The sequence below is a fragment of the Polyangium sorediatum genome (genome assembly GCF_029946465.1).
Lineage (GTDB): Bacteria > Myxococcota_A > Polyangia > Polyangiales > Polyangiaceae > Polyangium > Polyangium fumosum.
Window position 1 is genome coordinate 24,515 of sequence record NZ_JARZHI010000047.1, and the last position, 23,202, is coordinate 47,716.

Genomic DNA, 23,202 nt, shown 5'->3' on the forward strand with positions numbered 1-23,202 from the left:
GCACGCACGATGGAGCGAACCCACGACGTCGCGCTCGGCAACCCCCGGGGCAAGGATTTCAATACGATCGTCCTGTCCGGCGTGGATCTGACGGTCCCCCTGGAGATGGATCTCGATGGGGATCCGCTCCAGGACGACGAAGTCCGTCTGCAAAGCGAGGACGGCCATTTCGAGAAGATCCTCCTCGCGAGCGACGCGGACGCGAAGCCCGATCCCGACAAGCGGATCGTCCTTTACACGTTCCGCCTGGTGCCGCCGGGCGTGTATCGCATCTCGGTGCGGATCGGGGCCGAGAAATGGCTCGACGTCGTGACGGGGCTCGTCGTCTCGAAAGAGGGGGCGTTCCTCGGCGACCAAAAACTCGGCAGCGAGCCCGAGAGCGTCGCCGAGGAGAAGGCCGAGGATCCCGCGGAGGATCCGCCCGAGGAGGCGCCGGACGAGGAAGAGCTCGGCGAGTTCGTGGACGTCAACGACGGCTATTTCGAAGAGGGTGAGCGATGAGCGGCGACGGCGGAACCTCGGGCGGCGGCGTGACGACGTATTGCGTCCCGACGCTGAAGATCACGAAGGTCGCTTGCGCCGCCGGGCACGTCCTGCCGAACCTCTTCGTCCTTTTTCGCAAAACGCCGCCCAAACCCGCCGATCCCACGATCGGGGCCAAGCTCTCCGCGATGTTCCGGAGCGAGGAGACGCCGTCCGGCCCCGTGCCGCCCTACGTGCTCGGCATGACGGACGCGACGGGGTACCTCGGCCCGCCGATCGATCACGCGACGCCCGCGTGCTTTGATCAAGTGGCCGACGCGTACAAGCTCCAGCAAGGGCAATCGTACGACGTGTATTTGATCCAGCACCCGAGCCTCGCGCTCGCGCAGCGGATCGAGGCCGAGATCAACGCGGGCTCGGCGGCGTTCGGAGAGCCCAAGGCGCTCACCGTGCGCGCGGACGCGCCGACGCTGGAGGTGCCCGAGGAAGCGAAGGGCCTCTTGCCCGCCGGCGCGGATCTCTACGAAGGGTGGGTCCTCTTCCGCGACATGCCTTTTGCGGCATGCGAGCCCGTGAAAAAGCAGGTGCAGCGATTGCAAGCGCACCTCGGCGCGCTCCGGTACATGGTGGGCACGTCGAACTTCCCCTACCTGCCCGACGCGGGCACGGACTCCGACAAATCCGGCGGCGTGAACGACGGGATCTTCGACGTCCGTACGATGAACGCGGTCTACCGTTATCAGCAGGACGCCCGGTCGCAGGCGTTCAAGGTGAATGGCGGCGGCGCCTCCGGCCCGCACGCGGCGTACGTCGATTACGGGGCGAACTTCGCGCCGAAGGTCGATCGCGGCGCGCTCTCCGCGATGCAGGCGGAGGTCAAGGCGCTGAAGAAGCAGAAGGCGCTGACCGAGGACCAGAAACAACAAAAGATCACGCTCGACGGCAAGATCAAGGCCGAGCAGGCCGACGTGAAGACCGCCACGAACATCGCGAATGCGTGGGCCTACCTCGACGGCAGCGAAATCGCGGCGCCGGCCGACAAGCCCGACGCGGCCGACGGCGTGGTCACGGAGGCGACGGGCAAGGCGCTCAAGACCTGGCTCACGCAAGGCCTGCGCAAGCCGGGGGCGATCCTCGTCTCGATGATCGATCCACGCGGCTGGCTCAACTGGATGCGGCCCGAGGCGGCGCAATCGCTGCACGGCTGGAGCGAGCTCGTGAAGGCGCTCGGCTTCGAGCACGGGATCTGCGTGAACCACACGTTCCGCAGCGCGCAGGTCGACATCGGCAAGGCCGGGTATGGCCGCAGCGCGCGCTCCATCCACAAGACGGGCCTCGCCATGGATCTCGGCATCGCGAGTGGCTTCGTGGACACGGTCTCCGGCTGGCCCGTCGCCTATACACGCGAAGTCGCGGACGGCCGCGTCCGATGGCGGCTCCACGGCTCGGCCAAGCAATCCCTCCCCGGCGCGGCCGACGCGGCGGCGCACGCGGCGCCGATCGTGGAGCGGCTCGCGGCGCTGCGGGACACGCAAGCGAAGACGCCCATCGCGGCGGCGATGCTCCTGCCGGCGATCGACAAGCTCCTCGCCGACATCCAGTCGAACCCCACAGGCTTTTTCACGAAGTATTACCGGGCCTCGATCGAGCGGTGGATGTACGACGCGTGGCACCCGGAAGGCGGGATCAAGGGCGCCACGATGACGGCGTCCGAGTTCTTCGCCGAGCACGAGCCGGGCAGCGCGGCGTCCGCGGGCGACTACGGGGCGTACCTCGACCTCTCCGCGGTCGGCGAACTCCTGCGCCTCGGCCGCATCAGCTCGTTCAAATCGGGCTGGGGCCAGACGACGAAGACGGTCAAGGCGACCGAGCTCGTCACGCTCGCTGACGCGCTCGACAAGGCGAAGACGAGCAAAACGGACGACGACGTCGTGACGGTCTCGCGCGGAAAATCGACGAAGCTGAAGACGACGGTGCCCGCGCTCGACGCCGATTTCATGCGCCGATGGGCCGGCACGCTGAAGGACGCGAAAAAGGAGATCGCCAAGAGCGTCAAGACGAATACGCCGCAGGTCACGGTGACGCTCTCCTGGTCGGCCGCGAAGATCGAGGACGCCAAGAAGGTGGCGGCAAAGCTCCGCGACTACGGAGACAAGCTGTTTTACGGGGTCGTCTCCGACGAATCGCAGCCGCCGGTGCAATCGGGCGAGGCGTGGGCGAAGTACATCGAGGAGCGGCCCCAAGCGCTGGAGCAGCAGGCGCCCACGAACCAGAACGTCACGCAAGCCACGGGGGCGACGGTTCCTTCGGCCAAGCCGAAAACGTCGAGCTGGACGGTGACGCTCAGCCCGATCTTCGAGATTGGATACGCGCCGCCCGCGGACACGGCGAGCGGGACGGCGAGTGTGCTGATCCTGCCGGGCGACGCGGTCACGGTGCCGGCGCCGGGGCAGCCGATCGGAATGGAGTGGTGGCATTTCCAGCGCTCGGATCTGCTCGCGGACGAGAAGAGCCGCAAGCTCTGGGGCAGCTTCCTGATCGAGGTCGGCTGGACGCGGGAGTGCCTGCTGGAGAATACGGGCCCGGCCCTCTACCACCGGGCCGGCGTGGGATATCCCGAATCGGAGCTCTCCGAAAAGGCCTACTGAAGCGCGGCCCTCGTGGCCTCGCCCGCGGCCCGCGGCGCCCCCCGATTGTGCATCGTCAGGCAACGGTCCTTGTCCTCGGGGCGAGCTTCTCGTGCCGCGCGAGGCGATCTATCCATGGCCCTGTACCCGGTCGTTCTCGCGTGGAAGGAAACGCCATGAAGAAGCGCTCGATGATGGCATGGTTCGTCGTGGGTCTCGCCGCTGCCGGCTGCAGCGACGCCTCGCCCTCGGAGGGCACGCCGCCCGCCGAGGTGCCCCAGGCCTTCGCGGCTTGTGAGGGGCAAGAATTCACCCTCACGGAGCCCAACCCGATGTACGTCTGGACGCCGAAGGCCATTCGCCTCGCCTCGCAAGAACTCGCGCCGGGCGTCTTCGTGATTTACGACGAGAACGCGGACGCCCATGCCCCGATGGGCATCCCTCTCGCGACGAGCGGCGGGTTCGTCGTCGGCGCGGATTCGGTGCTCCTCGTCGAGAGCATGATCAACCGGCAGCTCTTCTGCCAGGTCGTGGACCTCGTCCGGAAAGAGACCAACAAGCCCATTCGATACGTCGTCAACACGAGCAGCCACGGCGATCACAGCTTCGGCAACACGTTCCTCCCGAGCGGCGTGCACATCGTGCAGCACGAGCGCACAGCCAAAGAGATCGCGGAGCACTTCGAGGAGGACGTCGCCTTCATGGAGGCGAACTTCGGCGCGGATCAGGGGCTCGACGAGCTCAAAGCGGTGGCCGCCGATATCCTCGTGAAGGACGGCGAACCGTGGACGATCGATCTGGGCGGGCTGACCGTCGAGGCCCGGTACCACGGGTTCGCGCAGACCGGCGGGGATCTCTTCGTGCGTGTCCCGAGCGCGAAGGTCCTCTGGACGGGCAATGCGCTCGTCGCCGAAAAACCCGCGGTCCCCTGGCTGCTCGCCGGCCACGCGGCCGAGACGGGGATGACGCTCGCCGACGTAAAGGCCTCGCTCCCCGCCGACGCCATCGTCGTCCCGGGGCACGGAAGGCCGGTGACCGTCGACGGCTTCGATTTCGCGATCGATTACCTCGGCACCCTCGTCACCGAGGTCGGCGCCGCCGTATCCAGCGGCAAAACCAAGGACGAGGCCGTCATGTCCGTCACGATGGAGTCGTTCAAGGGCTACGCGATCTGGGACTGGATCCATACGACCGTGAACGTGCCGAGCACCTACGACGATCTCTCGCCCTGATTCGCCGCGGGCGTCTCCCAGCCCGCCCACGGCGGCGTCCGCAGGAGATCCTTGAAGAACTCCACGACGACGCGCGCTTTGGCCGACACGTGCCGCGCCGCGGGATAAAGCGCGTGGATCGGGACGGGTGAAGGGCGCCGCCACCCCGGCAGGACCCGGACGAGCCGGCCATCGCGGAGCTGGCTCGCCGCGTGGAACACGGGCACGAAGATGATGCCGACGCCCCGACAAGCCGCCTCCACGAGCATTTGCCCGCTGTTCGTGGTGAGCGAGCCGGAGACCTTGATCTGCGCCTGCCGCGCCCCGCTCGCGAGCTCCCACGAGGTCGGCAGCGCATGGTACGCATAACTCAGACATTCGTGCGCGGCGAGATCCTCCGGCTCGCGCGGGGCGCCCCGCCGTTCGAGGTACGCGGGGGCCGCGCAAAGCACCATCTCGGCGGTCGCGAGCCGCTGCGCGACGAGGCTCGTCTCCGGCAGATCGCCGACACGAATCGCGAGGTCGAACCCCTCGGCCAAGAGGTCCACGTGCCGATCCAGGAACACCGCGTCCAGGAGGAGCCCCGGATGCCGCGCCTTCAGCTCGGCGAGCGGCCCCATGAAATGGTAGGCCCCCAGCGTCGTCGGCAGCGTGATCCGGATCTTCCCGACGAGCTTCGTCTGGAGCTCCGTGGTGACGTCCTCCGCCTCTTCGAGCGCGCGCATCACCTCGGTGCAGCGCTCGAAGTACGTCCGGCCCGGGTCCGTGAGCGAAAGCGCGCGCGTGCTCCGATGCAGGAGGCGCACGCCGAGCCGGTCCTCGAGCCGTGACACGAGCTTGCTCGCATACGACTTCGTCACGCCGAGCCGCTTCGCCGCGCCCGTGAAGCTGCCCTCGTCGACGACGACGACGAACGCCTCGGCCTCCACAAAACGGCTCACGCGCGCCTCCCGCTGCGCCGCGCGACGTTCGCGTCCGTGATTCGCCTGTCCGATTTGCTTCGTGCGCCGTGTCGCATCACGGCAGTATCGGCGGGAGGCGGGCAGGCGTCCATGGCGGCGCACCACCATGGACGCCTTCCCGCCCGTCCTACAGCGCGGCCAGGAGCTCCGCCGTGGTCACGATCGCGTGGGCGAACGTCGGCGCATTGAACACGTGGGCGGCGTGCAACATGGCGGGCTCGAAGGCGGCCGTGGCATCCGTCACCAGCGTGACGTGATACCCAAGCTCCATCGCGTAGCGCCCGGTGGATTCGACGCACGTATTCGCCACCATGCCGATGAGGATCACCCGCGCAATCCCGTGCTGCTTGAGCTGATGGTCGAGGTCGGTGTTGGCGAACCCGTTCTGCGCCCAGTGCTCCTTGATGACGACGTCGCCGTCCTTGGGCGCGAAGTCCGGGTGCCATTCGGCCCCCCACGAGCCCTTCTCGAAGATTTGCAGCTTGGCCGCCCCGAGCTGATACGGCGTCGGGTGCTTCCAGGTCGCGAAATCATTCGGCTCGGACTTGTGGTGCGGGACGACGAACAGGCGAATGCCAGCGCCCCGCGCGGCGGCGACGATCTGCCGAAGGTGGTCGAGGACGTTGTTCGCCTCGATCGTGCCCTTCAAGCGCGGAAAGAGCTTCCCGCCTTCGCTGAGGAAGTCGTTGTACGGGTCGATGAAGAGCAGCCCCGTCGATTCGGGTGCATAAAGCTTCGTGGTCACGGCGGGCCTCCTTTTCAGGACGTGCTGCGCACGAACGTCGCGATGTGCTCGGCCGTGGCTTCCGGGTACTCGTGGTGCGGCCCGTGGCCGGCGCGCGGGTAGGTCAAGAGCTGGACCGTCGGCAGCTCCTGGTTCAGCGCGTACCAGTTCTCGACCGGGAAGATGATGTCGTGATCCCCGGCGACATGCAGGATCGGCAAGGTCGTCACCTTCAAGGCCTGCAGGATGGGATCGGCCGGGAAAAGCGGGCTCTTCGGCTTGTCGCCGAGGTAGGCCACGGCCCAGTCGACGGGGACGGGCACGCTGCGCCCCTCCGTTCGTTGCGCGATCCGATCAACCGAGCGCCGCGCGGCCTCCCGGCTCGCCTGGGAGCGCGGCTCGAAGAACAGGATGACCTCGTGCTCGAAGCCGTAATCGGGGATCGACGCCGTATCGTAAAAGAGCTGCTCGGCAGGCTTGACGTTCGGGCCGGGCGGCGAGGTGCCGATCAGGACGGCGTGGCTCAGGCGCTGGGGGAACATGGCCACCACCACCTGGGCGGCGAGCCCGCCGAGCGACCAGCCGCTGATCACCACACCCTTCAGATCGAGCGCCTCGATCAGATCGTTCGCGTCCTTGGCGAGCGCGACGGGCGAATAGTCCTTTTCGCCCGTCGAGAGCCCGAGGCCGCTGTAATCGAACGTGATGACCTGGAAGCCGCGCGCCGCGAGGGCGTCGAGGAACGCCGGATCCCAGACGTCCATGTTCCCACGGAACCGCGCGCACAAGACGATCGGCTTGCCGGTCCCGATGGAGCGGTACGCGAGGCGCCGGCCCTTGGATTCGACGAACTGATTCGGCGCGGTGATGGCAGTATGCTCCGTCGTGCTCATGATGTGGCTCCTTTCCGGTACAATCATTTCCCGCCGATGAAGGCGAGGAGGTCAGCGTTGATGCGATCCTTGTGCGTCGACGGCAGACCGTGGTCGCCGCCCGCGTACACCCGAAGCTCCGCGCCCTTCAAAAGCTTCGCCGCCGCCTGCGCGCTCGCGGCGAACGGCACGATCTGGTCGTCGTCGCCGTGGAGCAGCAACGTCGGGACGTCGATCTTCTTCAGATCCTCGGTGAAGTCGGTCTCGGAGAACGCCTTGATGCAATCGAGCGCGTTCTTCAGCCCCGCCTGCATACCCTGCCGCCAGAAGCTATCGCGCAGGCCCTCCGAGAGCCGGCCGCCCGGGCGATTCGCGCCGTAAAACGGCGTCGGCAGGTCCTTGAAGAACTGCGAGCGATCCTCCGTGACGGCCTTGCGAATGCCGTCGAACACATCGATCGGCAGGCCGCCCGGATTCGCCTCGGTCTTCAGCATCAGCGGCGGCACAGCACCGACGAGGACGAGCTTCGCGACCCGCGCGCTGCCGTGCCGGCCGAGGTACCGCGTGACCTCGCCGCCGCCCGTCGAGTGCCCCACGAGCGTGGCCTCGCGCAGGTCGAGGTGGTTCAAGAGCTCCGCGAGATCATCGGCGTACGTGTCCATCTCGTTGCCGCCATAAGGCTGGCTCGAGCGGCCGTGTCCGCGGCGATCGTGGGCGATGCACCGATACCCGCGCGCCGCGAGGAAGACCATCTGGTCCTCCCACGCGTCGGCGGTCAGCGGCCAACCGTGGCTGAAGACCACCGGCCGGCCGGCGCCCCAGTCCTTGTAATAAATCTGCGTCCCATCCTTGACCGTGATCGTGGCCATGGTGCTTGCGCTCCCTCCATTTCGGACAGCGGAGCCGCTCGTGTATCGCAGCCAGACCAAGCCAGGAACCCGACCAAGGTCGGGTGCCGAGGGGAGGCGACACGCGCGAACACCCCCCTTCCCCCTCTCCGCACGGCGGCTGAGCATGGGTCTCATCTGGAAGCGCCGTGCCCGGGGCGCTGCCCCGGACCCCGCGGGGGGCTGTCCGCCCCCTCGACCCCGGACCAGGCACAGCCTGGACCGAGGGTTGAAAAACTGCGCTCCGCGCAGTTTTTCAAACGGGCCGACGAAGAACCCAGGTTGCCAGCAGAACCCGCAGCGCGGCTGTCTTGGTGGGCAACGTCGCTGCTGGTCTTGACCGGGCCTGTTCGATGAACTGCGCATCGCGCAGTTCATCGAGCTTGGGTCCAGCCCCTGGCTGGTCCGGGGTGGAGGGGGCGGAGAGCCCCCTCCTGGGGCCTGGGGCAAAGCCCCAGCGAAGGGTGAGGTCCTGGGGAACTCAGAACGTCGAGGGCGCGACGTAGGGCTCGCTCCAGAGCGTGATCTGCAGCGTGATCGACTTGAACCAGGCCGTGTGCATGGCCTCCACCTCGGCGGCGCTGTGCCCCTTCTTCGCGAGGAAGGGCTTGATCGTCGCCGTGATCGGCACGATGAACGCGATCAGGTAGCGCAGGTTGATCGACTGCGCGGCGGAGGCGATGCCATCCGTCTTGCCCTTCTTCGCGCTCGTGTGGCGCAGGCCGATCTCGTACTGGTAGTCGAGCCAGGCGCGGTCGTAGTTCGCGGCGCAGGTGTCGCGGATCCACTGCCCGAAGCGGCGACGCACGCCGCCCAGGTAGTCCATGTTCGGCTTGCCGTCGGCGCCGCTGAAGTAATACACGAGGTGCGGATGCGACCCGACGAAGCCGTACCAGACGTCGAGCACGGCCTCGATCTGGTCGTCGAGCACCTCGCCCGCCAAACGCAGATAACGCACGTCGTCCTCGCCGAGCAGCACGGTTTGCTTGAGCAGGGCGAACTCCTCGTCGCTGAGCGGCGAGCGCGCGACGTTCGAGGTGCCGAGGGTGTAGCCGGGGATCGCGGGGGTGTTCATCGAGGGCTCCTTGAAAGGTTCAGGTGGGGCGCGCGTGGGAAAAGGACCGATCAGGACGGCCCGCCGGCGCCCCTCCTCGTTCGTCAATCTGCGTCCCATCCGCGACGGCGAGCGTGGCGCCATGACGCGTGCGCTCGCTCCGTGTCGGACAGCGCCGCTCGTGTATCGCAGCCCGACCGGGCCCGTGAACCCGACCAAGGTCGGGTGTCGGGAAAAGGCTACAGGCGCCGCGACGCCGTGGACCTGCGCGGATCCTCCGCGAGCTTCTCGGCGAGTCGCACGAGCTCGGCGACCGAAGAGGCCTGCATCTTCTGCATGACCTGCGCGCGTTGCTCCTTCACCGTCGCCTCGCGTGTCCCGAACTCCGCGGCGATCTGCTTGTTCAATCGTCCCGCGACGACCCCCGCCATCACGTCGCGCTCGCGCGCCGAGAGGCTCTCGTAACGGCGCCGCAGCTCCGCGAGCCGCTCGGCCTCCTCGCGCGCGACCCGATCCTGCGCGAGCGCCTCGCGAATGGCGTGGACGAGCTCCTCGGCGCGGAAGGGCTTCGTCAGGAACTCGACCGCGCCGGCCTTCATCGCGCGGACCGACATGGGGATATCGCCGTGCCCCGTGAGGAACACGATGGGCCGAGGGACGTCGGCTTCGAGCAACCGCTGCTGGAGCTCGAGCCCATTCAGATCCGGCAGCCGGACGTCGAGCACGAGGCAGCCGGGGAGATCGTCCCGCTGGGCGTCGAGGAACGCCCGCGCCGTCGGAAAGGCCTCGACCGCGAGCCCGATCGATCCGAGCAGGCGCGCGAGCCCCTCGCGCACGGACGCGTCGTCGTCGACGATGAAGACCACGGGCGCCGTCGGGCTCACGCGGGCACCTCGATCGAAAACTCGAAGGTCGCGCCGAAGCCCTCGTTCGGGCGGGCCCACAGCTTGCCGCCGTGGCGCTCGAGGATGGAGCGGCTGATGGGCAGGCCCATGCCGAGCCCGTTCTCCTTGGTCGTGTAAAACGCGTCGAACAGGCGCGCGCTGTCGATGGCGTCGAGCCCGACGCCGGCGTCCTCGACCGCGAGGTGCACGAAGGCCCCGCTCGATCGCCGCGTGACGAAGGTGCTGATCCGGACACGGCGCCGCTCCGGCGGCACGTCCTTCGAGGCCTCGGCGGCGTTGAGCATCAGGTTCAGCACCACCTGCTGAAGCTGCACCGGATCCCCCAGCACATGCGGCAGATCGGCGAGCAACGCCTGCTGCACGACGATGCCCTGGCGCGCGAGCGCGGGCGCGACGAGCCGGACGACGTCGCGGACGACGTCGTTGAGGCAACACGGCCAATGACGCGGCGTCGATCGGGACAGGAGCGAGCGGATCCGGTGGAGCACCTGGGCGGCGCGCTCGCCGTCGCCGAGGATCGCGGTGAGCGACTCCCGCACCCGGCCGAGGTCGGGCGGATCGGCAGCGAGCCAGTTCAGCGCGGCGTTCGCGTCCGCAACGATCGCCGCGAGCGGCTGGTTGACCTCGTGGGCGATGGACGCCACGAGCTCGCCGAGGGTCGTGACGCGCGCGACGTGCGTAAGGGTCGCCTGCGCGCGCTCGAGCTCGTCGGCGGCGCGCCGCGTCGCGGTGATGTCCGTCGCGGCGCCGACGATCTCGGGGTGCCCCGCGGCGTTGACGCGGAATCGGCCGACGACGCGGACGAGCTTCACCGCTCCGTCCTCCATCACGAGGCGGTGCTCGTAGTCGAAGGTCCTGCCGTCGGAGAGCGCCTGCCGCACGAGGTCCCCGACCCGCTCGCGGTCGCCTTCGTGGATGCGGCTCAGGATTTGCTCGATCGTGGGCCGGGGATGGATCGGCAACCCGATGATCTCGCCGATGCCGTCGGACATGCTGAAATCGCGGCGCAGGAGGTCGCAGCCGAAGCTCCCGGTGCCGCTGAGGCGCTCGGCCTCGACGCGGTAGGCCTCGCTGCGCCGCAGCGCCTCTTCGGATTGGCTGCGCTCGATGGCAATGCTCGTGATGTGGGAGCACCGTTCGAGCAGCTCGAGGTCGGCCTTCGCCGGCGTTCGTGGCTCCGCGGCGTAGATGCCGAACGCGCCGAGCACCCTGCCGTCCGACGAGAGCATGGGCAGCGACCAGCAAGCACGCAGGCCGTGGGCCAGCGCGCTCGCGCGAAAGGGAGCGCCGAGCGGATCCGTCTCGATGTCGGCGAGGATCACGAGCTCCCGCCGCCACGCCGCCGTGCCACACGAAAACGCCTGGGGCCCGATGGGGGAGCCGTCGATGACCTCGGTGTAGCTGCGCGGCAGCGTCAACGCGGCGACATGCCGCAACGTCAGCTTGTCCTCGTCGAGCAAGAGGATCGAGGCGCGTTGCCCATTCGAAGCGCTCTCCACGAGGCGGACGACGCCTTCGAGGATGGCGGAGCTCGGCTCGCCGCGGGCGATCATCTCGAGGAGGCGCCGCTCGTCGACGACCCGCGCCCGGGCCTGCTTCTCGTCGTCGATGTCGCTGTTCAGGCCCCACCACCGCGCGACCTCGCCCTGGTCGTCGCGCACGGGCCCGGCATGGATCTGGAACCACCGGTAGACGCCGTCGGCGCGCCGAAAGCGCGCCTCCATGCGCCCCTCCTTGCCGGCGGCGCGGAGCGCGGCCCAGATCTCGACGACCGTCGCGAGATCGTCGGGGTGGATCACGTCCGACGTCGTCCACGCCCAGCCGACGAGCTCCGCCTCGTCCTTGCCGGTGTAGTCGCGCCACCGCCGGCTCAAAAACTCGATCGAGCCGTCAGCGCCGGCGCTCCAAACGAGGCCCGGCAGCATGTCGAGGATGCCTCGCAGCTCGCCTTCGGCCTGCGGGCGAGGTTCTGAGGCTACCGAAACGCGGCTCATCACCGCCCGCTACCCTACCTCGTTTTCCTCCCGAGCTGTACGGGAGTTGGTGGGACGGACGCCAGAACACCCACCTTTGGTCGGGTTCCGTCCGCCGGAGATCCCGTCCATACACGCGCCGACGGCGCCTCCGTGTGCGCGGGGCAACGAAAGGGTTGGTCGAGATGAAGGAAGAGACGTTCGAGGGCAAAGGTGGGCTGAAGATTTTCGTGCGCTCGTGGCGTCCGGAGACGAAGCCGCGCGCCGTGGTGTTGCTGGTCCACGGCTTCAAGGCCCACAGCGGGCTGTACGTGTGGGCGGCGGAGCAGCTCGTCGCGCAAGGGTTTTCGGTCTACGCGCTCGACCACCGCGGGCATGGGCAATCGGAGGGCGAGCGGCTCTACACCGAGAAGTTCAGCGACTACGTGGACGACCTGCACACGTTCGTGACGCTTGCGAAGTCGCGGGAGCCCGGGCTCTCGGTGTTCCTGCTCGGGCACAGCGCGGGCGGCGTGATCTCGTCGATCTACACGCTCGAGCACGGCGAGGAGCTCGCAGGCTTCATCTGCGAGAGCTTCGCGCACGAGGTGCCGGCGCCGGACTTCGCGCTGGCGATCCTGAAGGGCCTCAGCCACATCGTGCCGCACGCGCACGTGCTGAAGCTCGAAGACGACGACTTCTCACGCGACACGAGCTTCGTCGAGAAGATGAAGTCGGACCCGCTCATCCCGCGCGAGGGTTACCCGACGCAGACGGTGGCCGAAATGGTGCGCGCCGACGAGCGGCTGAAGCGAGAGTTCCCGCAGATCACGCGGCCGGTGTTCATCCTGCACGGCACGCTGGACAAGGTGACGTTGCCGCACGGCAGCCAGCTCTTCCACGAGAAGGCCGGCTCGACGGACAAGACGCTGAAGCTCTACGAGGGGCACTTCCACGACCTCTTGAACGACGTCGGCAAGGAAGGCGTGCTCGGCGATATCGTCGCGTGGATTTCAGCGCGGATTCCGGGGCGAGGCTGAGCTAGGGCCTGCTCGCGAAGGCGTCGCGCCGGGGCGCTGCCCCGGACCCCGCGGGGGCTGTCCGCCCCTCGACCCGGACCAGGCACGGCCTGGACCGAAGGGGGAAGAACTGCGCAATGCGCAGTTCTTCCCACGGGACGGTGGCAAGACCACAGGGGGCGGTTCACGCATCGACGGGCACTGCCGGTCGAATCGTAAGCGCCTCTCGTTCAGCCCTGCGCCGCCACGGCAGACGCCCCGCGCGCGTCCGCATCCTCGGCAGGCACGACCCCGCCCTTCTTGGCCGCAGTCTCCAGCACCGGGAAGATCACGTCCTGCCGCTCGCGATCCCGCGGGAAGGCCGCTCGAACCACGCCCATCGCGCGGTCGATCGCGTCGTGGTGCGCGTCGCGCAGCGCAAGCTCCGTCTTGAAGGCGTCGTCGTAGGCGGCGAGGGCCTCTGCGTGCGCGGCGAGGGCGACCTCCAGGCCCGCGAGCGCGGCGCCGAGCTTGGGCGCCCAGGCATTGCGAAATCCCTCGATGCCGGCGACCTTGGCGTGCTCGATCCGGTCGAGGAGGTCTTGCATCGGCTTGACCTGCGCTCTGCCTACGGGCGTGAGGATCGGGGTCGAGCCCTTCGGGAACACGGCCGCGCAGATCCTCCCGCGGCGCCCGCCGTCTTCGATTTCGGCGGCGCGGAGGGCGGAGCGGATGACGCGTTCCGCGTTGTGTTCGGCGAACCGCGCGACAGCACGTGTCTTGACGACGGGGGTGCGGAGGGCCCGGCGCTTCTCGTGCTGGTCGTCGAGCGCGTCGTTGATGGTCTTGATGTCGAGGGCGACGGCGGTGGTCTCGGGGAATTGAGCGAGGCCGGTTTCGAGCTCGACGCCATATTCGACACGGACGTCGGACGAGGCATTGCTGCGATACTTGCGCATGAGGGGCTCCCTGGGCCGATGGCCCGGTGGTGGTGGGTGATCAACCTCGACGCGAACGATGCAACGTCGGGGTTGTCGTTGAACGTTTGTGGGAAACGGCCATTCAGGGGGAGCAGGTTTTGGGCGCTCGAGGGTCTCGGAACGGTGGGACCGGGCCGGGAGAACGTGACGCGTGGGTGTTCGAAGACTCGAACGGGCGCGCGTCACCGTGACGCGTGGGGGCTCGGGCGTTTGGAGACGCGCAGGAGACGGTGACGCGTGGGGGTTCGAAGACGCGAACGGGCGCGCGTCACCGTGACGTGTGGGGGGTCGGGCGTTGGGAGACGCAGAGGAGACGGTGACGCGCGGGTGTTCGAAGGGTCGAACGGGCGCGCGTCACCGTGACGTGTGGGGGGTCGGGCGTTTGGAGACGCGGGGGCAGCTATGGGTGGGGGGGCGGGTCCTCTGTGGGGAGGTCGTGCTCCTGCTGGGCGTCGCGGATCTGCTGCGCTTCCGGCAGCCGGAGCCGCTCGGCGTCCACGTGCGCGAGGCGGAGAAGGCGGCCGGCTTCGTCGCGGTCGCCGGGGGCGTTGCGGGTGAGGAGGTTCATGGCGATCTTCGCGCGGCAGACGAGCCGCTCGCGCGCTGCACCAAGACGCTCGTAGACGGGGAGCTCTTCTTGTTGGCGGATGCGCAGGGCCTCGTCGAGTTCATCGCGCGCCGCAAGAATGTTGGCGATTTTGCCTAGGGTGACCGCGCGTTCGCGCACATCGCCGAGGCGCTCGTAAACGGGCAGTTGTTCTTGTTGGCGGATGCGCAGGGCCTCGTCGAGTTCACCGCGCGCCGCAAGGATGTCGGTGATTTTGCCTAGGGTGACCGCGCGCGAGCGCACATCGCCGAGCTGCTCGAAAACGGGGAGCAGTTCTTGTTGGCGGATGCGCAGGGCCTCGTCGAACTCGCCCCGCGCCTGCAAGATGTCGGCGACTTTGCCGAGGGTGACCGCGCGCTCGCGCACATCGCCGAGCTGCTCGCAAACGGGCAGTTGTTCTTGTTGGCGGATGCGCAAGGCCTCGTCGAGCTCGCCCCGCGCCTGCAAGATGTCGGCGACTTTGCCGAGGGTGACCGCGCGCGAGCGCACGTCGCCGAGCTGCTCGTAGACGGGGAGCTCTTCTTGTTGACGGATGCGCAGGACCTCGTCGAGCTCGCCCCGCCTCTGCAGGATGTCGGCGATTTTGCCAAGGGTGACCGCGCGCTCGCGCACATCGCCGAGCCGCTCAAAGACGGGGAGCAGTTCTTGTTGGCGGATGCGCAGCGCCTCGTCGAGCTCGCCCCGCGCCTCCAGGATGTCGGCTTGGCAGCTTGCGGCGAGGGCAGCATCTCTCTCGGCTCCACGTTTCTTGTCGTGCTGCTCCTGCTGCTTCGCGGCCGCCAGCGCCCGATCCAACTCTCCCGCGCTTTGCGCCACCTTCGCGAGCGTCCAGAGCAGGTTCGATCGCTCCTCAGCATCATCCCGCTCCCGCAGCCCCCGCTCGCAGAACTCCATCCACAGGTGGAACGGTCCGTTCTGGATCGCAAAAAACATCGCTTGCTCGATGATGACCCCTGCATCCTCCCCCCGCACCCGCGGCAACCAAGCCGCAAGCGCCCCCATCTCCTGACCGACTTCCACCCATGCCTCACCCTGCTTTCCCTCGGGGAGCCGCCTCACGAACCACGCCGTCATCCGGGCGGCCACCACCTCCTCATCCACCCCACGCCGCATCCAATCGGCCAGGAGCGGGTGCATCCGCCACGCCCCGTCCTCTCGCTCCTCGGCCGGCCCCCGTGTGAGCAGCGAAAGTCTCACGGCCGCATCCACGAGCCGACTGAAGTCAACCGCTTCGAGCTCCGCCATCGCCGCCCCCAGGCTCCGCCCCACCCCCACCGGCGGCGCATACCCGAGCGCACACAGCCCCGCGACGAGCGGCTCCGCCCCTGCACCGAGCTGCCGTCCGAGCAAGTCCATCGAGATCCCGAACGTGTGATGCAGGTTCGCCCGGCGTGAATCCCCCTGAAAGAACGCATACCCCGGATCACCCGGGTTCATATCGAGCCCACGCCGCCAAAGCTCTGCGAGAAATGTATCCACGTCGTACCCCCCGACGCGCAAGTACCCGGCCGCGAGATGCAAGGCGAGCGGCAAACCCCCGAGTTCCCGCACCAGACGCCGACGTGCTTCCTGTTCGGCCTTCGTCCGTGCCAGCCCGAGCTCCGCGTCAAGCAGGGTGATCGCCGTCTTCTCGTCGAACGTGTTGATGGGAATCGCCACCCAGCCAGGCGTGACGCCGAGCCCTTGATACCGCCCGGTCACGATCAAGGCGCAGCCGCGCAGATCGTGTGCAAAGACCACGGCAGCGTCCGCCGCATCCTTCCCGTCGACGTTCTCCAGATGCACGAGCGCCCGCGACGCACGCAGCGCATGCCGCACGCGTGCCGCTTGCTCGTTCGGTGAGCCAACGACACGCAGCCGCTCGGCAAGGTCCCGGATCCACGAATCTGCGAGGTCCCTCCCCGTTTTTTGCTCGTCCGGCGTAAGCGCGAGCCTGTACGTGCCGCCTGGGAAGTCAGCCACGTGATCGTGCGCGAACTTGTCCGCCAGGTACGACTTGCCCACGCCGGGCATGCCTTGCACGGCGCAGACAGCCGCGACCTTGGGGTCGCCCGATGCGGGCAGAAGCGTCTCCGCGAGCTTTCGCAGTTCGTCGTCCCGGCCAACGAAGATACGCGTCCGCTCGGGCGGTGCTGAAGACGGCGGGGGCGAGGAAGCGCTTCGCACCCCCCATGTCAGCCGGCCGTTCGGCGCCTCGCGATACAGGCTCCCGTCGTCGAACCAGAAGCCGCGTTGCCGGTCGGAGAAGCCTCGCAGACGCACCTCGTACCGCTGAGGCCGCCCTCGCTCGTCGAGCGTGATGTCGAAGACGTGGCACGCGTTTGGCCACATATTTCCGTGGTCCCCCTCGTAGAGGGATCCCGCCGCGACCTGTCGCAAAGTCTCGCCAGGCCCGACCCACTCCGAGAGCTCCTCATGGTGCAGATGACCGCGCAGCAGGAGATCCACGTGCTCTGCGAGCAGCGAACGACACGCGTCACCATCGCGCAGATCCGAGAGCGGATGATGCACGAGGGCGAGGCGAAAACCTGGGAGGGAAGCACCGCCTTCGGTCGCGAGCCGCGCGACTTGGTCCTCGGTCAACAGCAGGTTGTTGCTGTCGCCTTTGCCGCAGAGCCATGCGGAATCCAGGCCGATGATGTGAATGTCGAAAGGATGATCGGGAAGACGGACGGTCGCCCTGTAACCGAGGCGGCCATGGGGAGACTTCTCCGGCACGAGGCCGGGGTTGCCGAGCGTCGCCACCCACCGCCAATACGCGCCCTCGCGTGCGAGCAGCTCATCGAGCTCTGTGTCCGTATATCGAGGCGGAGGTTTCCCGCGCGCGATCCACTCCGAGCGTTGTTTGTTGGGCATCTTGAGGAGGAGAGGTCGAAGCTCCTCCCAGCGCGCCTTGTTCACGTCTCGGTCCACGTCGTGGTTGCCGGGAACCACGAAGAATCGGTCCGTGGAGAGGCGAAGACGAGCGACCATCTCCTCGACGAACTTGCCGGCCTCCGCGTACTCCGCTTCGAGACCCGACTGCGCGACGTCGCCCGTGAAGCAAACGAGGTCCACCGGAACGCCGTCCGCGACGAGATCGTCGAGGTTCTTCGTCCACGCATCTCCGAGCACACGACGCCTGCGCCAGTCCCCTGCTGACGAGCCGAGGACGTGGAGATCGGAGATGTGCAGAACCCGAACCTTGTATGTGCTCATCGTATCCACCCTCGCGACGAACCCATGAGAGCGCAGGGTGGGACGGATGTCGAGGGATGCGACGCCGTCCACAACACGTCCGGACCTCCCCTCCCCGCCCGTGGCTCGCCCGGCATGCGAAATTCTCGCGTCGCGCCGCGGGCGACCGGTGTAGAGTCACGCAGCAATGCCCACGATCCACTACGCGCCCGACGGCATCTCCATCGACGCCCCGGAAGGACAGACGCTCCTCGCCGCCGCGCTCGCCGCCGGCGTCCCGCACATTCGCGCTTGCGGCGGCAATTCGCGCTGCTCCACGTGCCGCGTGGTCGTGCTCGAAGGCCTCGACAACGTCGACCCGCGCAATGAGCGGGAGCAATCGCTCGCCGAATGGTTTGGGCTGCCGCCGAGCGTCCGCATGGCCTGCCAGACGACCGTGCACGGCCCCGTCCGCGTCCGCAGGCTCGCGCTCGATCAAGAGGACGTGCAGATCATCAGCCGTCTACGCGCGGGAAAAGCAGCCGCGCTCGGCACCAAGCTCCCCGTCGTGATCCTCGTCGCCGATATCCGCGGCTTCACGGCGTTCTCCGAGGCGCTCCAGCCCTACGACGTGATCTACGTGCTGAATCGTTATTTCGAGGCCATGGGGCGCGTCGTCGCCGCCGAGGGAGGCTTCATCAACAATTACATGGGCGATGGCCTGACCGCGCTCTTCGGCGCGGACGGGCAACCGGAGGCGCCCTTGCGCGCGGTGCGGGCGGCCCTCGGCATGTTCGAGGCCGTGAAGCAGCTCGAACCGTACCTCGTGACGAGCCATGGCCGGGCCTTCGACATCGGCATCGGCATGCATCTCGACGAGGTCGTCGTGGGGCCCGCGGGCGCGAGCGACACGAAGCTCGTCGCGGCGATGGGCGGCGCGGTCGACTTCGCCTGCCGCGTCGAGGCCACGAATGCGGAGGTCGGCAGCCGGCTCCTCGTCTCGGAGCCCGTCTACCGCGCCGTGGCGGACAAGGTCTCGGTCGGGCGGACGGCGCGCATCGCGGCCAAACGAGGCCCGGCGGAGCACGCGCTCCACGAGATCACCGCCCTCCGCTGAGAATACGGAAATCACCCGCCCTCTCCGTGCTCGACGCTCCTTTGCTCGGCGCCCCGAGCCCCGTTGACCGCCGCGCGAGGAGCGTGGTACGCGAACACGGCAATTCCCGGTTCAATCGCCCCAGGACGGCGCGCTGTCCATGGGCTTTCTCGTGCAGGGAGCCATGCTCGCCATCCGCAACCTCAGCAAGACCTACGAAAACGGCGTCCACGCGCTGAACGACGTCACCCTCGACATCCCGCGCGGCATGTTCGGCTTGCTCGGCCCGAACGGCGCCGGCAAATCGTCGCTGATGCGCACGCTCGCGACCTTGCAAGAGGCCGACAGCGGCACCGCCACCCTGGAAGGCGTCGACGGCAAGACCATCGACGTGCTGCGCGACAAGGACGCCGTGCGGCGCCAGCTCGGCTATCTGCCGCAGGATTTCGGGGTGTATCCCAAGGTGAGCGCGGAGGACCTGCTCGAGCATTTCGCCGTGCTGAAGGGGCTCGCCGAGCGCAAGCAGCGCCGCGAGGTCGTGGAGGGCCTGCTCCAGCAGGTGAACCTGTGGGACGTGCGCAAGCGCAAGCTCGGCACGTACTCGGGCGGCATGCGGCAGCGCTTCGGCGTCGCGCAGGCGCTCCTCGGACGCCCGCGCCTCGTGATCGTCGACGAGCCCACGGCCGGCCTCGATCCCGAGGAGCGCAATCGGTTCCTCAACCTGCTCGCCGAGATCGGCGAAAACGTCGCCGTGATCCTCTCCACGCACATCGTGGAAGACGTCACCGACCTGTGCCCGACGATGGCCATCCTGAACAAGGGCAAGGTGCTCTTGACCGGAAAGCCGAGTGACGCGATTGCCGCGCTCGAAAACCAGGTCTGGCGCAAGCAGGTGACGAAAGCGACGCTCTCCGACCACGAGGCGCGCCATACCGTGCTCTCGACGCGGCTCGTCGCCGGTCGGCCGGTGATCCACGTGTTCAGCGGCGAGGACCCGGGCGACGGCTTCGAGCAGGTCGCGCCGAACCTCGAAGACGTTTACTTCCAGCTCCTGCGCGCGCAGGCCGCCTGAGCGCCGCCATGATCCGTGAACTCTTCCGCTTCGAGCTGCGCGAGCAGCTCCGTTCGCCACTGCTCTGGCTCATCACCGGCTTGTTCGGGCTCCTGGCCTTCGGGGCGGCCAGCAGCGAGGCCGTCCGGATGGGCGGGAGCATCGGCAACGTCTACCGGAATGCGCCGACGGTCCTCGCCACCTGGTTCGCGCTCTTCACGCTGTTCGGGATGCTGGTCATCACGATCTTCATCAACAGCGCCCTTTTGCGCGACTTCGAACAGGGCACCGCGGAGCTCTTCTTCGCGAGCCCCATCCGCAAACGCGATTACCTCCTCGGGCGGCTCGGCGCGGCGCTCACGGCGAGTTTGGTCGTGTACATCGCGATTGGCCTGGGCATGTTCATCGCCCAGTTCATGCCGTGGATCGATCCTGCGCGCCTCGGGCCGGTCTCGCTGAAGCCCTACCTCTGGGCGTTCGTGGTCTTCGTCGTTCCGAATCTGCTCTTCACCGGCGCGCTGCTCTCGCTGATGGCGGTGGTGACACGCAGCATTCTGTGGGTCTACATCGGCGTGATCGCGTTCTTCGTGCTGTACGGCACGAGCTCGGCGCTCTTGCGCGACCTCGACAACGTCTGGATCGCCACGCTGATGGAGCCGCTCGGCGCGCGCGCCCTCGAACGCACCATCCGCTACTGGTCGGCCGAGGAGCGCAATACTGGCCTGCCGGCGATCGGGGGCTACCTCCTCGCCAACCGCGTGCTCTGGACGGCCATCGCCGCGGCGTTGTTCGCGGCGACCTTCGCGCTGTTCAAGACCGAGCGCAGCGGCACCGGCCGCAGGCGCTGGGGCCGAAAGGCAAAGGGAGAGGCGCTCGCCGCGCCGGAGCGCGCGGCCCGGCCCGCCGTCGCGGCCGTGCACAGGCCCGAGCCCGTCTTCACGACCTCCACGGTGGGGCGGCAGTTTCTGCGTCAATTGCGCTTCGACACCGTGGGCGTGTTTCGAAGCGTGCCGTTCCTGGTGATGCTCGCGTTCGGAATCGCCAATTTCATCCCGAGCGCGCTGCTCCGCCACACCATGTACGAGACGCCGATTCACCCGGTGACCTCGCAGATGCTGTCCGCGCTGCAGGGCAGCTACAGCTTCCTGCTGGTGATCATCGTGCTGTTTTACGCCGGCGAGCTCGTGTGGAAGGAGCGCGGCGCCAAGATGCACGAGGTCACCGACGCGATGCCCGTGCCGAGCTGGGTGCCGCTCCTCGCGAAGTTCGGGGCGCTCCTGGCGGTGATCGCCACCTTCCAGGCGATCGGCGCGATCGCCGCGATGCTGATCCAGCTCGCCAAGGGGTATACGCAGCTCGAACCGCTCCTGTACCTGAAGACGCTCACGCTCGACGCCGGCGTGTACGTGCTGATGGGCGGCCTGGCATTGACGCTGCAGGTGTTCTGCAACAACAAGTTCGTCGGGTATGCGCTGCTGATCCTGGTGCTCGCCCTGCAGACCGCGCTCGGCCTGCTGGACTTCACCCATCACCTCTACAACTTCGGGAGCTGGCCGAACGCGCCGTACTCGGACATGAACGGCTATGGCCATTTCCTGTCGGCGCAGCTCTGGTTCCAGGGGTACTGGGGCCTGCTCCTGCTCTCGCTGCTGCTCCTGTCGGTGGCATTCTGGGTGCGCGGCAGCATCAACAGCCGGCGCGAGCGCTTCGTGGTGGCGCGGCAGCGGCTGCGCGGCCGGCTCGGCGTGGCCTTCGGGCTCGGCCTGCTCTCGTTCGTGGCCGTGGGCGGCTTCCTGTTCTGGAACACGAACATCCGCAACGATTATCGCTCGCCGGAGCAGAACCTCGACCTCGCGGCGCGGTACGAAAACGAATACGGCCGCTACAAGCATCTGCCGCAGCCGAGGATCCGGGCCTCGTCCACGCAGATCGACCTACGTCCCGAGACGCAGGTGGTGCGCATCGACGGGATCTACCGCGTGCACAACCCCCACGCCGCGCCGATCGAGGAGGTGCACATCAACGTCACCAACGACAAGGCGCTCGTATCCATCGATTTCGGCGGCGCCGAGCTCGTGAAACACGATGCCCCGCTGGGCTACCGCATCTATCGTCTCGCGCGGCCGATGCAGCCGGGCGAGGAGCGCGAGGTGCGCTTCCAGCTCGATTACCACCCGAGAGGCATCACGAACGAGCTCGCGCAGACGCAGATCGTCGAGAACGGGAGCTTCTTCAACAACCGCATGTTCCCGCAGCTCGGCTACGACGAGCGCGTGCAGATCGACGACCGGAACGACCGCCGCAAGCGCGGGCTCGGCGAGCCCACCCGCATGCCGAAGCTCGAAGACCAGGCGGCGCGCGCGAGCACCTATGTCGACGACGACGCCGATTGGCTCGACTTCAAGACCACCATTTGCACCGCGCCGGATCAGACCGCGCTCGCGCCGGGCTACCTGAAGGAGGAGTTCCAGCGCGACGGCCGTCGCTGCTTCAGCTACGCCATGGACCGGCCGATGCTGAACTTCTACGCCTTCCTGTCGGCGCGCTGGCAGGTGAAGAAGGCGTTCTACAAGGAAGGCACGCCCGGGCAGATCCCGATCGAGATCTATTACGACCCGAAGCATCCGTACAACGTCGATCGCATGATCGAGGCGGTGCAGAAGTCGCTGGCCTATTACGAGGCCAACTTCACGCCCTACCAGCACCGCCAGGTGCGGATCATCGAGTTTCCGGGGTACGCGAGCTTCGCCCAGAGCTTCGCCAACACCATCCCCTATTCGGAGTCGATCGGCTTCATCGCCGACCTGCGCGACGCGAACGCCGTCGATTACGTGTTTTACGTGACCGCGCACGAGATCGCGCACCAGTGGTGGGCGCACCAGGTGATCGGCGCCAACGTGCAAGGGGCGACCGTGCTGTCGGAGTCGCTTTCGCAGTACTCGGCGTTGATGGTGATGGAGCAGGAATACGGCCGCCCCAAGATGCGCCGTTTCCTCAAGGACGAGCTCGACAAGTACCTCGCCGGCCGCGGCGGCGAGCGGGTCGAGGAGCTGCCGCTCTACCGGGTGGAGAACCAGCAATACATCCACTACCAGAAGGGATCGCTGGTGTTCTACCGCCTGCGCGAGGAGATCGGCGAGGCCGCGCTGAACCGCGCGCTGAAGAAATTCTTGCAAGACAAAGGGTACCAGCAGCCGCCGTACACGACGTCGGCCGAGCTTCTGGCGTACATCCGCGCCGAGGCCGGCCCAGCGCACGAGGCGCTGATCACCGATCTGTTCGAGAAGATCTGCTTCTATGACAACCGGGTCGAGGCAGCGACCGCACGCAAGCGCGACGACGGCAAGTACGAGGTGAAGCTCGACCTGTTCGCGGACAAGCGTTACGCCGACGGCACGGGCAAGGAGACGCCGGGCGAGCTCGACGACTGGATCGAGGTCGGCGTGTTCGCGCGCGGCAAATCAGGCAAGGAGGCGGACGAGGAGGTGCTGTACCTGGAGCGGCACCACGTGACGAAGCAGCACGAGCAGGTGACCGTCGTGGTCGACGCGGAGCCTTATGAAGCCGGCTTCGATCCGAACAACAAGCTCATCGACCGCGTGTCCTCGGACAACCGCAAGCGGGTGGATCTCTAGAC

General features: G+C 67.7%; 16 protein-coding genes. 7 read left to right on the forward strand and 9 right to left on the reverse strand.

Features of this window, described 5'->3' with window-relative positions:
- The first annotated feature begins 9 nt into the window (after nt 1-9).
- The 3 genes from QHF89_RS35105 (at nt 10) to QHF89_RS35115 (ending at nt 4,342) form a co-directional block, all read left to right on the forward strand.
- Nucleotides 10-501 (forward strand): hypothetical protein, encoded by a 492-nt coding sequence (locus QHF89_RS35105; RefSeq protein WP_136971678.1) that lies wholly within the window; start codon nt 10-12, stop codon nt 499-501.
- Complete coding sequence (locus QHF89_RS35110) at nt 498-3,131, forward strand: hypothetical protein (RefSeq protein ID WP_284721321.1); 2,634 nt, start codon at nt 498-500, stop codon at nt 3,129-3,131. Before QHF89_RS35105 ends, QHF89_RS35110 begins: the two co-directional genes overlap by 4 nt.
- Nucleotides 3,132-3,286: 155 nt before the next feature.
- On the forward strand, nt 3,287-4,342 hold the full coding sequence (locus tag QHF89_RS35115; RefSeq protein WP_284721322.1) for an MBL fold metallo-hydrolase: 1,056 nt from the start codon (nt 3,287-3,289) through the stop codon (nt 4,340-4,342).
- Here QHF89_RS35115 and QHF89_RS35120 read toward each other — a convergent pair.
- The 7 genes from QHF89_RS35120 to QHF89_RS35150 all read right to left on the reverse strand — a co-directional run bounded on the left by QHF89_RS35120 (nt 4,321) and on the right by QHF89_RS35150 (nt 11,719).
- Nucleotides 4,321-5,262, reverse strand: a complete 942-nt coding sequence (locus QHF89_RS35120; protein ID WP_284721323.1) for a LysR family transcriptional regulator — start codon at nt 5,260-5,262, stop codon at nt 4,321-4,323. The genes QHF89_RS35115 and QHF89_RS35120 overlap by 22 nt on opposite strands.
- A gap of 148 nt (nt 5,263-5,410) precedes the next feature.
- The gene (locus QHF89_RS35125) at nt 5,411-6,028 is read right to left on the reverse strand and encodes a cysteine hydrolase family protein (RefSeq protein ID WP_136971680.1); all 618 of its coding nucleotides are present in this window, start codon (nt 6,026-6,028) and stop codon (nt 5,411-5,413) included.
- Between the two features lie 14 nt (nt 6,029-6,042).
- Nucleotides 6,043-6,900, reverse strand: coding sequence for an alpha/beta fold hydrolase (locus QHF89_RS35130; RefSeq protein WP_136971681.1), 858 nt, complete (start codon nt 6,898-6,900; stop codon nt 6,043-6,045).
- A gap of 23 nt (nt 6,901-6,923) precedes the next feature.
- Nucleotides 6,924-7,748 carry an alpha/beta fold hydrolase gene (locus QHF89_RS35135; RefSeq protein WP_136971682.1) on the reverse strand — a complete coding sequence of 275 codons (825 nt, stop codon included), beginning with the start codon at nt 7,746-7,748 and terminating at the stop codon, nt 6,924-6,926.
- A gap of 499 nt (nt 7,749-8,247) precedes the next feature.
- Nucleotides 8,248-8,841: a protoglobin domain-containing protein gene (locus QHF89_RS35140; RefSeq protein ID WP_136971683.1), complete on the reverse strand. Its 594-nt coding sequence runs from the start codon at nt 8,839-8,841 to the stop codon at nt 8,248-8,250.
- Nucleotides 8,842-9,059: 218 nt separating this feature from the next.
- A complete protein-coding gene (locus QHF89_RS35145; RefSeq protein WP_136971684.1) occupies nt 9,060-9,704 on the reverse strand; it encodes a response regulator transcription factor in 645 nt (214 codons plus the stop codon).
- Nucleotides 9,701-11,719: a PAS domain-containing protein gene (locus tag QHF89_RS35150; protein WP_136971685.1), complete on the reverse strand. Its 2,019-nt coding sequence runs from the start codon at nt 11,717-11,719 to the stop codon at nt 9,701-9,703. Before QHF89_RS35150 ends, QHF89_RS35145 begins: the two co-directional genes overlap by 4 nt.
- Before the next feature lie 164 nt (nt 11,720-11,883).
- On the opposite strand from QHF89_RS35150, the gene QHF89_RS35155 reads away from it, so the two are divergent.
- Nucleotides 11,884-12,717: an alpha/beta hydrolase gene (locus QHF89_RS35155; RefSeq protein WP_136971686.1), complete on the forward strand. Its 834-nt coding sequence runs from the start codon at nt 11,884-11,886 to the stop codon at nt 12,715-12,717.
- 209 nt (nt 12,718-12,926) lie between these two features.
- Here the strand turns inward: QHF89_RS35155 and QHF89_RS35160 are convergent, their stop codons facing one another.
- A complete protein-coding gene (locus QHF89_RS35160) occupies nt 12,927-13,634 on the reverse strand; it encodes a hypothetical protein (protein ID WP_136971687.1) in 708 nt (235 codons plus the stop codon).
- 421 nt (nt 13,635-14,055) lie between these two features.
- A complete protein-coding gene (locus tag QHF89_RS35165) occupies nt 14,056-17,460 on the reverse strand; it encodes a metallophosphoesterase (RefSeq protein WP_136971688.1) in 3,405 nt (1,134 codons plus the stop codon).
- Nucleotides 17,461-17,626: 166 nt separating this feature from the next.
- On the opposite strand from QHF89_RS35165, the gene QHF89_RS35175 reads away from it, so the two are divergent.
- From QHF89_RS35175 to QHF89_RS35185, 3 genes are all read left to right on the forward strand, one after another.
- Nucleotides 17,627-18,535, forward strand: a complete 909-nt coding sequence (locus QHF89_RS35175) for an adenylate/guanylate cyclase domain-containing protein (protein ID WP_136971689.1) — start codon at nt 17,627-17,629, stop codon at nt 18,533-18,535.
- A 163-nt stretch (nt 18,536-18,698) separates the two neighbouring features.
- Entirely contained in the window at nt 18,699-19,586 is an 888-nt protein-coding gene (locus tag QHF89_RS35180) for an ATP-binding cassette domain-containing protein (protein WP_136971717.1), read from the forward strand.
- A gap of 8 nt (nt 19,587-19,594) precedes the next feature.
- The gene (locus QHF89_RS35185; RefSeq protein ID WP_136971690.1) at nt 19,595-23,200 is read left to right on the forward strand and encodes an ABC transporter permease/M1 family aminopeptidase; all 3,606 of its coding nucleotides are present in this window, start codon (nt 19,595-19,597) and stop codon (nt 23,198-23,200) included.
- The last annotated feature ends 2 nt before the right edge of the window (nt 23,201-23,202 follow it).

What these genes read in the sequence shown, in the direction of transcription:
- QHF89_RS35155 (WP_136971686.1), top strand. Translation starts at nt 11,884, where the DNA reads ATGAAGGAAGAGACGTTCGAGGGCAAAGGTGGGCTGAAGATTTTCGTG.
- QHF89_RS35175 (WP_136971689.1), top strand. Translation starts at nt 17,627, where the DNA reads ATGCCCACGATCCACTACGCGCCCGACGGCATCTCCATCGACGCCCCG.
- QHF89_RS35105 (WP_136971678.1), top strand. Translation starts at nt 10, where the DNA reads ATGGAGCGAACCCACGACGTCGCGCTCGGCAACCCCCGGGGCAAGGAT.
- QHF89_RS35180 (WP_136971717.1), top strand. Translation starts at nt 18,699, where the DNA reads ATGCTCGCCATCCGCAACCTCAGCAAGACCTACGAAAACGGCGTCCAC.
- QHF89_RS35140 (WP_136971683.1), bottom strand. Translation starts at nt 8,841, where the DNA reads ATGAACACCCCCGCGATCCCCGGCTACACCCTCGGCACCTCGAACGTC.
- QHF89_RS35115 (WP_284721322.1), top strand. Translation starts at nt 3,287, where the DNA reads ATGAAGAAGCGCTCGATGATGGCATGGTTCGTCGTGGGTCTCGCCGCT.
- QHF89_RS35130 (WP_136971681.1), bottom strand. Translation starts at nt 6,900, where the DNA reads ATGAGCACGACGGAGCATACTGCCATCACCGCGCCGAATCAGTTCGTC.
- QHF89_RS35160 (WP_136971687.1), bottom strand. Translation starts at nt 13,634, where the DNA reads ATGCGCAAGTATCGCAGCAATGCCTCGTCCGACGTCCGTGTCGAATAT.
- QHF89_RS35165 (WP_136971688.1), bottom strand. Translation starts at nt 17,460, where the DNA reads ATGAGCACATACAAGGTTCGGGTTCTGCACATCTCCGATCTCCACGTC.
- QHF89_RS35150 (WP_136971685.1), bottom strand. Translation starts at nt 11,719, where the DNA reads ATGAGCCGCGTTTCGGTAGCCTCAGAACCTCGCCCGCAGGCCGAAGGC.
- QHF89_RS35185 (WP_136971690.1), top strand. Translation starts at nt 19,595, where the DNA reads ATGATCCGTGAACTCTTCCGCTTCGAGCTGCGCGAGCAGCTCCGTTCG.
- QHF89_RS35110 (WP_284721321.1), top strand. Translation starts at nt 498, where the DNA reads ATGAGCGGCGACGGCGGAACCTCGGGCGGCGGCGTGACGACGTATTGC.
- QHF89_RS35135 (WP_136971682.1), bottom strand. Translation starts at nt 7,748, where the DNA reads ATGGCCACGATCACGGTCAAGGATGGGACGCAGATTTATTACAAGGAC.